13 protein-coding genes and 1 tRNA gene are annotated in these 11,867 nt (G+C 66.5%); 9 read left to right on the forward strand and 5 right to left on the reverse strand.

The features are described from left to right. Positions 1-50: 50 nt before the first annotated feature. From J7024_RS12055 to J7024_RS12070, 4 genes are all read right to left on the reverse strand, one after another. The gene (locus J7024_RS12055) at positions 51-2,417 is read right to left on the reverse strand and encodes a RelA/SpoT family protein (RefSeq protein ID WP_124827969.1); all 2,367 of its coding nucleotides are present in this window, start codon (positions 2,415-2,417) and stop codon (positions 51-53) included. Between the two features lie 63 nt (positions 2,418-2,480). Continuing rightward, positions 2,481-2,684 (reverse strand): DNA-directed RNA polymerase subunit omega, encoded by a 204-nt coding sequence (gene rpoZ / locus J7024_RS12060; RefSeq protein ID WP_044848533.1) that lies wholly within the window; start codon positions 2,682-2,684, stop codon positions 2,481-2,483. Positions 2,685-2,742: 58 nt separating this feature from the next. Next, positions 2,743-3,426, reverse strand: coding sequence for a guanylate kinase (gene gmk / locus J7024_RS12065; protein WP_124827970.1), 684 nt, complete (start codon positions 3,424-3,426; stop codon positions 2,743-2,745). Between the two features lie 88 nt (positions 3,427-3,514). Continuing rightward, a complete protein-coding gene (locus J7024_RS12070) occupies positions 3,515-4,438 on the reverse strand; it encodes a YicC/YloC family endoribonuclease (RefSeq protein WP_234745093.1) in 924 nt (307 codons plus the stop codon). A gap of 173 nt (positions 4,439-4,611) precedes the next feature. Between J7024_RS12070 and rph the strand changes: the two genes are divergently transcribed. The 9 genes from rph (at position 4,612) to J7024_RS12115 (ending at position 10,930) form a co-directional block, all read left to right on the forward strand. Next, entirely contained in the window at positions 4,612-5,352 is a 741-nt protein-coding gene (gene rph, locus J7024_RS12075; RefSeq protein ID WP_124827971.1) for a ribonuclease PH, read from the forward strand. After that, on the forward strand, positions 5,345-5,974 hold the full coding sequence (gene rdgB, locus J7024_RS12080; RefSeq protein WP_124827972.1) for an RdgB/HAM1 family non-canonical purine NTP pyrophosphatase: 630 nt from the start codon (positions 5,345-5,347) through the stop codon (positions 5,972-5,974). The genes rph and rdgB overlap by 8 nt, the downstream gene beginning before the upstream one ends. A gap of 34 nt (positions 5,975-6,008) precedes the next feature. Beyond that, on the forward strand, positions 6,009-7,223 hold the full coding sequence (gene hemW / locus J7024_RS12085; protein WP_124827973.1) for a radical SAM family heme chaperone HemW: 1,215 nt from the start codon (positions 6,009-6,011) through the stop codon (positions 7,221-7,223). Positions 7,224-7,266: 43 nt separating this feature from the next. Further along, a tRNA-Ser gene (locus J7024_RS12090) sits at positions 7,267-7,354 on the forward strand. 141 nt (positions 7,355-7,495) lie between these two features. Continuing rightward, positions 7,496-7,897, forward strand: coding sequence for a hypothetical protein (locus tag J7024_RS12095; RefSeq protein ID WP_124827974.1), 402 nt, complete (start codon positions 7,496-7,498; stop codon positions 7,895-7,897). Positions 7,898-8,055: 158 nt separating this feature from the next. Beyond that, the gene (locus J7024_RS12100) at positions 8,056-8,349 is read left to right on the forward strand and encodes a hypothetical protein (RefSeq protein ID WP_175796312.1); all 294 of its coding nucleotides are present in this window, start codon (positions 8,056-8,058) and stop codon (positions 8,347-8,349) included. A 207-nt stretch (positions 8,350-8,556) separates the two neighbouring features. Next, positions 8,557-9,045 carry an energy transducer TonB family protein gene (locus J7024_RS12105; RefSeq protein ID WP_124827976.1) on the forward strand — a complete coding sequence of 163 codons (489 nt, stop codon included), beginning with the start codon at positions 8,557-8,559 and terminating at the stop codon, positions 9,043-9,045. 290 nt (positions 9,046-9,335) lie between these two features. Then, the gene (locus J7024_RS12110) at positions 9,336-10,646 is read left to right on the forward strand and encodes an MFS transporter (protein ID WP_124827977.1); all 1,311 of its coding nucleotides are present in this window, start codon (positions 9,336-9,338) and stop codon (positions 10,644-10,646) included. 104 nt (positions 10,647-10,750) lie between these two features. Next, positions 10,751-10,930, forward strand: coding sequence for a hypothetical protein (locus tag J7024_RS12115; protein WP_098549462.1), 180 nt, complete (start codon positions 10,751-10,753; stop codon positions 10,928-10,930). Positions 10,931-10,948: 18 nt separating this feature from the next. Here J7024_RS12115 and waaC read toward each other — a convergent pair. Continuing rightward, the coding region (gene waaC / locus J7024_RS12120) for a lipopolysaccharide heptosyltransferase I (protein WP_234745094.1) at positions 10,949-11,867 on the reverse strand (919 nt) is incomplete at its 5' end.

Consider the following 11,867-nt stretch of genomic DNA (forward strand, 5'->3'; position numbering starts at 1 on the left):
ACGGCGACCCGTGGCCGCCGTTGTCTTCCGCTGCAACGCTTCGCGTCGCGTCAGTAATCCTGCCGCTCCCGCTCGATGCGCATGCCGCCGTCGTGACGCGCATGCACGCTGTCGTCGGTCGACCGCTCGCGCATGATCCGCATCACGTCCGGATTGGTCCGTACGCGCCGCATCACGTTCGCCAGATGCACGCGATCGCTGACCTGGATCACGAAGCGCAGCACCGTCGATTCGTGCGTCAGGTCTTCGTCCATCGCGATATGCACGATGTTCGCGTCGGCCGACGTGATGTCCGCCGCGACACGCGCGAAGATGCCCTTCGTGTTCTTCACCAGCGCCTTCACGGTGACGTCGAACAAACGGCCCGGCTGCGGCGCCCACTCGACGTCGATCCAACGCCCCGGATCGCGGCGATGGATACGCTGCGCGACACGGCAATCGGTCGTATGAATCGCCATCCCGAGGCCGATGCCGATATAGCCCATGATCGCGTCGCCCGGAATCGGCCGGCAGCATGCCGACAGCTGCACGGACATCCCTTCCGTGCCGGTAATGACGACCGGCGGCGCATTGTGCGCAGGATGGCGCTCGGACTTCGGCAGGTCGTCGTCCGCATCGCGACCGCTCATCAGCACCTCGATGCGCTTGGCCATCACTGCGGCGACGCGACGGCCGAGGCCGATGTCCGCGAAGATTTCCTGGCGGCTCTTGTTGCCCGTCCACTGCACGAGCTTTTCCCACACTTCCGGCGCGACATCGGCCAGCGCGAGCCCGTAACCCTTCAGGCTCTGGTCGACGAGCCGCTCGCCGAGCTGCACGGACTCGTTCAGGCGCATCGTCTTCAGGTAGTGACGAATCGCCGAGCGCGCCTTGCCGGTACGCACGAACCCGAGCCATGCCGGGTTCGGCTTCGAATACGGCGCGGTAATCACCTCGACGATATCGCCGCTCTTCAACTCGGTACGAAGCGGCAGCAACTCGTTGTTGATCTTCACCGCGACGCACTGGTTGCCGAGATCGCTGTGGATCGAATACGCGAAATCGAGTGCCGTCGCACCGCGCGGCAGCGCCATGATCTTCGACTTCGGCGTGAACACGTAGACCGCATCCGGAAACAGGTCGATCTTCACGTGCTCGAGGAATTCGCTCGAATCGCCGGCTTCGCTCTGGATATCGAGCAGCGACTTCAGCCACTGGTGTGCGCGCTTCTGCACGTCGTTCAGATCCGCACCACCGTTCTTGTACAGCCAGTGCGCGGCCACGCCAGCCTCGGCGATCTCGTGCATCTTGCGCGTGCGCACCTGGAATTCGATCGGCGCGCCGAACGGGCCGACGAGCGTAGTGTGCAGCGACTGATAGCCGTTGATCTTCGGGATCGCGATGTAGTCCTTGAACTTGCCCGGCACGGGCTTGTACAGCGCGTGCAGCGCGCCGATGCACGTATAGCAGTCGAGCGGGCTCTCGACGACGACGCGAAAGCCATACACGTCGAGCACCTGCGAGAACGACAACTGCTTGTCGCGCATCTTGCGATAGATGCTGTAGATCGTCTTTTCGCGACCGGTGATCTCGGCGCCGATCTTCGCGTCGGTCATCGCGCGCTGCGCGGCCTCGAGGATCTTGCTGATCACTTCGCGGCGGTTGCCGCGTGCGGCCTTCACGGCCTTCTCGAGCGTCGCGTAACGATGCGGGTTGAAATTCGCGAAGCTCATGTCCTGCAACTCGCGATACGTGTTGTTCAACCCGAGGCGGTGCGCGATCGGCGCATAGATGTCGAGCGTCTCGCGCGCGACGCGGCGGCGCTTCTCCATCGGCACCGCACCGAGCGTGCGCATGTTGTGCAGGCGGTCGGCGAGCTTGACGAGGATGACGCGCACGTCGCGTGCCATCGCAAGCAGCATCTTGCGGAAGTTCTCCGCCTGCGCTTCCTCGCGACTGCGGAACTCCATCTTGTCGAGCTTCGACAGGCCGTCGACCAGTTCGGCGACCTTCGGGCCGAACCGTTCGGCCAGCTCGCTCTTGGTCACCCCCTGGTCTTCCATCACGTCGTGCAGCAGCGCGGCCATCACGGCTTGCGCGTCGAGCTTCCAGCCGGCGCAGATTTCCGCGACGGCGACGGGATGGGTGATGTAGGGTTCGCCGCTCTGGCGATATTGACCGAGGTGGGCTTCGTCGCTGAAGTGGAACGCCGCCTTGACCTCTTTGATTTCTTCCGGAGGGAGATACTCGGCAAGCGCGGTCGTCAGTTTCGCGATCGAAACGACGCCGTGCTTGCGCGGCTGCTCCGGCGTGGCGGTCGGCCCGAACAGATGCCGGAAGGACTGTTCGAGGACCGCGTCGATGTACTGGCGCGCAGGCGACTGGGCCGTGGCTTCGGTGGTCGAATCCGCGGAGGCGGACGATGGGGTGGTGCTCATATTCGCCTCCAGGTCGAGTCGTTGCGCGCGTGGATTACATGGCTGGAACGGGCCGGATGCGCGTTACACCGGCACCTTCTTCAGCATTTCCACACCGACCTGGCCGGACGCGATCTCGCGCAGCGCGACGACGGTCGGCTTGTCGCGGCTTTCGATCTTCGGCGTATGGCCTTGCGCGAGCTGCCGCGCGCGGTAGGTGGCGGCAAGCGCCAGTTCGAAGCGATTGGGGATTTGCTTCAGGCAGTCTTCGACGGTAATGCGAGCCATGTTGGTAATTCCTTCTGAATATAGTCCTTATTCTACCTTATGTCCCTCTGCCCCCGCGTCATTCCGCGTGGGGCAGATGGATACCGAGCTCGATGAACAGCTCCGTGTGTCGCGCGTACTGCGAAGCAAAGCGCAGGCGCGTCGCCGCAACGATGCACTCGAGCTCGGACAGCGCGCGATCGAAATTCTCGTTGATCACGACGTATTCCGCTTCGGATGCGTGCGCTATCTCGCTGCCTGCGGCGAGCAGGCGTCGCGTGATCACGTTCGGTTCGTCCTGGCCGCGCTTCTTCAGACGCTCCTCGAGCGCATCGAGCGACGGCGGCAGAATGAAGATGCCGACCGCGTTGCGGAACTGCTTCTTCACCTGCTGCGCGCCCTGCCAGTCGATCTCGAGCAGCACGTCGTGGCCGTTCATCATCTGCTCTTCGATCCAGACGCGCGACGTGCCGTAGTAGTTGCCATGCACTTCCGCGCTTTCCAGGAATTCGTGCGCGGCGTGACGGGCGCGGAAATCCTCGACGGTCGTGAAATGATAGTGCTGGCCGTCCTGCTCGCCCGGGCGCGGCTTGCGCGTCGTGTACGAAATCGACAGGCAGATGTCGCTGTCCTTCGACAACAGCGCGTTCACGAGCGTCGACTTGCCGGCGCCCGACGGTGCGATGACCATGAACAGGTTGCCGGGATAGACGCCGCTGTGCAGCGAATGCGACGCGTACGCGTCGCGAGTGGATTCGGTCATGTCAGCCTCCGCCGGGCCGTCCCAAGGAGGCCGACCGCCCCCTCGGAGGGCAGCGAACGTAGTGAGCGTGGGGGTTGTTGCATCTCTTTTACTCCAGGTTTTGCACTTGCTCACGCATCTGCTCGATCAACAGCTTGAGCGCCATCGATGCGTCGGCCAGTTCCTTCGCCGCCGCCTTCGAGCCGAGCGTGTTTGCTTCGCGATTCAGTTCCTGCATCATGAAGTCGAGACGCTTGCCGACGCGGCCGCCCTTCTCGATCACGTGACGCGTTTCGTTCAGGTGCGCGGTGAGTCGCGACAGCTCTTCCGCGATGTCGATCCGGATGCCGTACATCGTCACTTCCTGACGAATGCGTTCCGCGGCTTCCTCACGCGTGACGATCGGCGCGCTGCCTTCGGGTGCCGCGATGCCGAGCGCTTCCTGCAGCCGCTCGACGATCTTCTGCTGATGCTTCGCGATCAGTTCCGGCACGAGCGGCGTGATGCGCGCGACGATCGCTTCCATTTCGGTGACGTTCGACAGCAGCATCGTCGCCAGTTGCGCGCCTTCGCGCGAACGCACGACGACGAGCTCGCCGATCGCTTCCTTGCCGCACGCGAGCACCGCGTCGCGGATCGCTTCCGCCGACACGCCGCTCTCGGCGAGCACGCCCGGCCAGCGCAGGATCTCGCCTGCGCGCAGGCGGCCGACGCCCGGGAACAAATCGAGCACCGAGCGCTCGAGCTCGGCGAGCTGGCCGAGCGCCGACTGGTTCAGCGCACCCGCGCCGATGCTCTGCTCGCCGCGCTGCAGGTTGATGCGCACGTCGACCTTGCCGCGCGACAGCTTGTTCATCAGCATTTCGCGCAGCGCGGGCTCGCACGCGCGCACGTCGTCCGGCATGCGGAAATTCAGGTCGAGGAAGCGCGAGTTCACGGTACGCAGTTCGACCGACACGCTGGTGCCGCCGTTGCCGGTAGCCGTCACGAGTTCGCGCGTCGCGCTCGCATAGCCCGTCATGCTGTAGATCATGGTTCGTCTCGCCGTCTGGATGCCCTTGCGGGCGGAATATGTCGAGGCGCCCGGCGCGTCGCAAGGCGCGGGGCGGGAAGCGCGCATTATCCCATTTTTGCGCTCCACCCCGCCGGGCACGGATGCCGTTCGGCGCTAGAATCGGGGTTTCCTCCTCCGTCCACCATTTCCCCATGACGTCTTCCCTTTCCCGCCCGAGCGGCCGTCGCGCCGACGAACTGCGCAAGGTCGCCCTCACGCGCCATTACACGAAACACGCCGAAGGCTCCGTGCTGGTCGAATTCGGCGACACCAAGGTGATCTGCACCGCGAGCGTCGCCGAGCGCGTGCCCGAATTCCTGCGCGATCGCGGGCAAGGCTGGCTGACGGCGGAATACGGGATGCTGCCGCGCGCGACGCACACGCGCAGCGACCGCGAAGCCGCGCGCGGCAAGCAGACGGGCCGTACGCAGGAAATTCAGCGCCTGATCGGCCGCGCGCTGCGCGCGGTGTTCGATCTGGAAGCGCTCGGCCCGCGCACGATCCACATCGACTGCGACGTGATCCAGGCCGACGGCGGCACGCGCACGGCGAGCATCACCGGCGCGTTCGTCGCCGCGCACGACGCCGTGTCGAAGCTGATCGCCGCCGGCAAGCTCGCGCGCTCGCCAATCACCGACCACGTCGCCGCGATTTCGGTCGGCGTGTACGAAGGCGCCCCCGTGCTCGATCTCGATTACGCGGAAGATTCGCGCTGCGACACCGACATGAACGTCGTGATGACGGGCGCCGGCGGCTTCGTCGAAGTCCAGGGCACCGCCGAAGGCGTGCCATTCTCGCGCGCCGAGATGAACGCGCTGCTCGACCTCGCGCAAGGCGGAATCGGCCAGCTCGTGCAGCTGCAGAAAGACGTGCTGGGCGCCGCCCATGTCTGACGATCGCACCGTCGCGCCGTTGTCGCGCATCGTGCTCGCGTCGAACAACGCCGGCAAGCTGCGCGAATTCACAGCGCTGTTCTCGACGGTCGGCATCGAGATCGTGCCGCAGGGCGACCTGGCCGTGCCCGAGGCGGAAGAGCCGTTCGGCACGTTCATCGAGAATGCGCTGACGAAAGCGCGCCATGCGTCGCGCCTCACCGGCCTGCCGGCGATCGCCGACGATTCGGGCCTGTGCGTGCGCGCGCTGCGCGGCGCACCGGGCGTCTATTCGGCACGCTACGCGCAGCGCGCGGGCCGCGACAAGGGCGACGCGGCGAACAATGCGTACCTCGTCGAGCAGTTGCGCGGCGTCGAGGATCGACGCGCATACTATTGCTGCGTGCTCGCGCTCGTGCGCCACGTGGACGATCCCGAGCCGCTGTTCGCCGAAGGGCGCTGGACGGGCGAGATCGTCGACACGCCGCACGGCGAACACGGATTCGGCTACGACCCGTATTTCTACCTGCCGGCGCTCGGCGCGACGGCGGCCGAACTCGAGCCTGCCGTCAAGAACACGCACAGCCACCGCGCGCTCGCGCTGAAGGCGCTGCTCGCGCGGCTCGCAGAGGAACCAGCATGACCGTCTTCGTCACGCATTCGCTGCCGGAGGCCGCATGAGCCAGGCCGCAGAAACCGGCGCGCGCGTCGTCGCGACATTCACGTCGCCCGGGCAGGTGCGGCTCACGTCGCTACCGCCGCTCGCGCTGTACGTGCATTTCCCGTGGTGCGTGCGCAAGTGCCCATACTGCGACTTCAACTCGCACGAATGGAAAGGCGAGCGGTTTCCGGAAACCGAGTATCTCGACGCGCTGCGCGCCGACCTCGAGCAGGCGCTGCCGCTCGTCTGGGGGCGGCAGGTGCACACGGTGTTCATCGGCGGCGGGACCCCGAGCCTGCTGTCGGCCGCCGGCCTCGACCGACTGCTGTCGGACGTGCGCGCGCTGCTGCCGCTCGATGCCGACGCCGAGATCACGCTCGAGGCGAACCCGGGCACGTTCGAAGCCGCGAAGTTCGCGCAGTTCCGCGCGAGCGGCGTGAACCGCCTGTCGGTCGGCATCCAGAGCTTCAACGAGGCCCATCTGAAGGCGCTCGGCCGCATTCACGACACCGCGCAGGCGCGCGCGGCCGTCGAGATCGCCGCGAAGACGTTCGACAACTTCAACCTCGACCTGATGTTCGCGCTGCCGGACCAGACGCTCGACGAGTGCCGGACCGACATCGAGACCGCGCTGTCGTTCGCGCCGTCGCATCTGTCGCTGTATCACCTGACGCTCGAACCGAACACGCTGTTCGCGAAGTTTCCGCCGACCGTGCCCGACGACGACGCATCGGCCGACATGCAGGAGTGGATCCATGCGCGCACGGCGGAGGCCGGCTATGAACGCTACGAGGTGTCCGCTTACGCGAAGCCGAATCATCAGTGCAAGCACAACCTGAACTACTGGCGCTTCGGCGACTATCTCGGGATCGGCGCGGGCGCGCACACGAAGCTGTCGTTCCCGAACCGGATCCTGCGGCAGGCACGCTACAAGCATCCGGCGACTTTCATCGAACAGGCGATGGCCGGCACGCCGGTGCAGGAAGAGCGTGAGGTGGGCGCACGCGACCTGCCGTTCGAGTTCATGCTGAACACGCTGCGGCTCGTCGAGGGCTTCCCCGTCCACAGCTTCGTCGAGCGCACCGGGTTGCCGGTCGGCACGATCGAGCCGGCGCTGCAGGAAGCGGAACGACGCGGGCTGATCACGCGCGATTTCGCGCAGATCGCACCGACCCCGCTCGGCCAGCGTTTCCTCAACGACCTGCAGGAATTGTTCCTGCGCGACGATTGAAGAAAAAACGAGGCGGCATTTCGGTTACAATGCCGCCTCGTGTGGAAGCGTGGCCGAGCGGTTTAAGGCACCGGTCTTGAAAACCGGCGACGGGAAACTGTCCGTGAGTTCGAATCTCACCGCTTCCGCCAAGCAGTTCGCCAAACCCCGTCCATTCATCGAATGACGGGGTTTTTGTTTGCCCGCGCGCATCCCTCCCCCTGCGTTCCGACGCGCCCCGCCGGATGCCGTTACAATTCGGCGCTCCGATTCGCGAAACGGGAAACCCCGCCATGAAGTCCTACATCGCCTCGTCGCTCGTCGCCCTGCTGGCTGCCGCGAGCATGCATGCGACCGCGGCCGATACTGCGGCCGCCAGCGACGCGCAAACGCCGTCGTGCGCGATCGCGTACGTGAAGGGCGTCGGCGGCTCGCCGCGCAGCCTGCGCGAATACCTCGCGAGCTCGGCGCCGTACAACTACCTGAAAGACAACGAGATCCAGTGCAAGGTGTCGGATGACGGGCGCGCGTCGAACTGCACCGGCGTGACCTATATCCGCAATGAACAGGTCAGCGTGTACGACGATTCCGATCCGACGACGCTCACCGTCGTCGCACCGGTGGAGCTCGATCACGGCGAGAAGTATCCCGTGATCCTTGTCGTGCAGCGCAAGGACGCACGCTGCACGCGGTAAGGCACGACACAGCACGCTCGGCGTTGCCGCAGGCGATGCGCGCAAGCCTCACGGGCCGCGCCGCCATCGCCTAGAATTCGATCAGCACGGCGACACGACCGCCGCCGCGTACTCGATGCCGCTCGCGCCATCCGTGCATGCGGCACACGGAGATCGCCATGACCGAACTGTCGACCCCGACGGAACACGTCGATTACGAAGGTTTCGAGATTCATGTCATGCCGGGCACAGCCCCCGGCAGCGACACGCGCTACACCTACACCGGCTACGTATGCCATCCGGGCGCGAATCCCGCGCTGCCCGGGCATGCGGTGCCGTTCCACGCGGACGGCGAGGAAAGCTTCGCGAGCATCGACGAAGCTGTCCACGAAGCCGTGCACCTCGGCAAGAGCATCATCGACGGCACGCATCCCGACCTGTCGGTGCTCGCACTCGTGACGCACGGCTACTGACGGGGCCGACCGCATGTATGCATCGACGGTGCGCGTCGGCCCGCATCGTCATATGTCGCATCACATTCCCGCGCACGCCGGCTGCGCCGGGCAGCGTCGTCATCAGCGATCGCGACGTTACCCGTCGGGCGTTATGCGTTTCTCCCGATATCGCGCAGCGTCCGCGCGCCTATCATTTTTTTATAGTCACCCGCCGGCGATCGTCCCATGCGCCCACTTCCCCGTCCGAACATCGACCGGCCGCGTGTCGCCGTCCTGGTCGCCGCAGCCATGCTTGCCGCTTGCACGATTACACCGCCATCGCTGCACTCGATCCTGACGATCCCGTCGGTTACCCGCAGCGCGAGCATCGACCAGTATCGCGTGGAAGTCGCGCAGCGCGTCGCCGAGCGCAATCCGTCCGGCATGTCGCACGGGACGCCACAGGCAATGCTGCGCTCGCTCGTCGTCGTCTCGTTCACCGTCGACCGAAGCGGCCGCCTCGTCAACGCGTCCGTCTATCGCAGCAATGGCGACAGCGAAGCCGAAGCGCTCGCGCTCGCATCGCTGCGACGCTCGGCACCGCTGCCGCCACCGCCGTCGAAACTGCTCGACGGCAACGGCCGGATCGAGATGATGGAAGGCTGGCTCTTCAACGACGACGGCCGGTTCCAGTTGCAGAGTACGGCGTCGGCGCAGGCGCAGTCGCTCGACTGACCCCTCGCCCGCCCACGATTGCCGCTATGCAGCGGCGCTGGCTATAATTTTGCGCAATCGCGCGGCCATCCTGCCGCGCGCGCGTTCGCACGCCGCACCCGGCAAGCGAACCGACCACGCCGGCACCGGGCGGGGCGACCTATCCGTCTCCATCGTCAACCGGCGGGTGACGTCCGCGCCACGGCGCGCGTCCACGCCGCCACCGCTTCATCCGTTCGGCTGCTCCCGGCGGGCGCTCCGCCTGCTCGAGCGCATCAGCCGACCGCCCCAACGACAAAACGGAGACTTCCATGTCCGCATCCCCCCCGACCGTTGCGCACGCAACCGGTTCGGCCGGCGCCGTCAGCCACCGGCGCATCGTGTTCGCGAGCTTCATCGGCACCGCGATCGAGTTCTACGATTTCTACGTCTACGCAACCGCTGCGGCACTCGTCATCGGCCCCGTGTTCTTCCCGCACGGTTCCGCGACCGCGCAGGCACTGTCGGCGTTCGTCACGTTCGGCATCGCGTTCGTCGCGCGACCGATCGGCTCGTTCCTGTTCGGCCACTTCGGCGACCGCATCGGCCGCAAATCGACGCTCGTCGCATCGCTGCTGGTGATGGGCGTATCGACCACCGCGATCGGCTTCGTGCCGGGCTACGACACGATCGGCGCGCTCGCACCGGTGCTGCTGTGCGTGTTGCGCTTCGGCCAGGGGATCGGCCTCGGCGGCGAATGGGGCGGCGCGGCGCTGCTCGCGACCGAGCACGCGCCGCAAGGCAAGCGCGGCTGGTTCGGCATGTTCCCGCAACTGGGGCCGTCGGTCGGCTTCCTGATGTCGAACGGGCTGTTCTTCGCGCTCGCGCTGTCGTTGTCCGACGATCAATTCCGCAACTGGGGCTGGCGCATCCCGTTCCTCGTCAGCGCGGTGCTCGTCGCGCTGGGCCTGTACGTGCGGCTGAAGATCACCGAGACGCCCGCCTTCCAGGCCGCGCTCGATCGCAACGAACGCGTACGCGTGCCGGTCGCGACGCTCATCTCGCAACACTGGCAGCCGACGCTGCTCGGCGCGCTCGCGATGGTCGTCTGCTACACGCTGTTCTATATCTCGACAGTGTTCTCGCTGTCGTACGGCGTCTCTGCGCTGCATATTCCGCGCCAGAGCTTCCTCGGCCTGCTGTGTCTCGCCGTCGTGTTCATGGGACTCGCGACGCCGCTGTCGGCCTGGGCCTCCGACCGCTTCGGCCGCAAGCCGGTGCTGGTGGCGGGTGCAATCGCCGCGCTGCTGTCCGGTTTCGCGATGGAACCGCTGCTCGGCAGCGGCTCGATGCCGCTCGTCGCGCTGTTCCTGACGCTGGAGTTGTTCCTGATGGGCGTGACGTTCGCGCCGATGGGCGCGCTGCTGCCAGAACTGTTCCCGACCAACGTCCGCTATACGGGCGCGGGCGTCGCGTACAACCTCGGCGGGATCCTCGGCGCGTCGATCGCGCCGTACATCGCGCAACTGCTGGCCGCGCGCGGCGGATTGTCGTGGGTGGGCGGCTACGTGTCGGTGGCGGCGGCAATCAGCCTGATCGGCGTGCTGCTGATGCGCGAAACCCGCGACTCGTCGCTGGTCTGAGCGTCGGGGACGCCCCGGGTTGTGCGGCGGCCGGCGCTGCTTATACTCGATCCAGGGGCCGCTGCCATGCGCCCCCTGGATCCCTTCCCAAAGGAGTCGCCGCGATGAATATCCGCCTCGACAACGCCGACCTCGTCCTGATCCTCGCGCTCGCGCTGGGTGGCGCGCTGTTGCTTGCGCTGCGCTTCCGGCCGAAAACCTGGCGCGGCCTGCTGTTCGAGGCACTGCTGGCGAACGTGGCCGCCATCGCCGCGGTCATCACGGTCGAGGTGCTGCTGGCCTGAACCGGCACTGCGGTTTCGTCAGGCCGTCAGCGCGACGGGGCGCACCCCGTAGGCCGGACCGACCGCATCGATTGCGTCCAGCGCCTGCGCAACGGACGGCACCGTGCCTGGTTCGCCGATCGACAGCGCATTCGGCGCGCCGCCGATGCCGCAGTGGTGGCGAGACGTCGCGACGAAAATCATCACGGTCGGCCGCTGCAGCGCGTGCGCCATATGCACGAATCCGGTATCGACCCCCACCACGAGCGCGGCCCGGCCGATCGCCGCGCCCAGTTCGCGCACCGACATCGCGGGCAGCACGACCGCGCCCGGGGCACGTGCGACGATGTCCTGGGCGTCGTCGTGTTCGGCGGCCGAGCCCCACGGCACCAGCACGCGCACGCCGCGCGCCATCATCTGCATGGCCAGCGCGGCCCAATGATCCCGCGGCCATTTCTTGTCCGGATTGGACGTCGCATGAAACAGCAGCATGAACGGCGCGCCGTCGGTCACGGCGGCCGGCAGGCTCGCGTCCTGCGGCGCAACGATGCCGTATGCGGCGATGCCTTCGGGGACATATCCCAGCGCCTCGCCGGCGCTGACACGCATGCCGTGCCACGCGTCGCAGTTCGGGCGCGGGCCGAAGCGATGCGAATACGCGAAACGCGCGCCCGTCTCGCCGAGGTCCTGCGTCTGATACCCGACCCGGCGTGCGGCCCGTGCGAACGCCGAAATGATCGCGCTCTTGTAAACGCCGTGCAGATCGATGACCGCGTCGTACCGGTGCGCGCGCAGCGCCCCGATCGATGCCGAAATCGCCTTCAGATCGCCGCGGCTGCGGCACTTCTTGAACTGCCGCAGCGGCGCACAGAGCACGTGGCTCACGCCCGGGTGCCAGCGCACGACTTCGGCGCACGACTCGTCCACGGCCCAATCGACCGTCACGCCTGGAAAGGCC

The organism is Burkholderia sp. WTPI3 (assembly GCF_021483755.1).
Classification (GTDB): Bacteria; Pseudomonadota; Gammaproteobacteria; order Burkholderiales; family Burkholderiaceae; genus Burkholderia.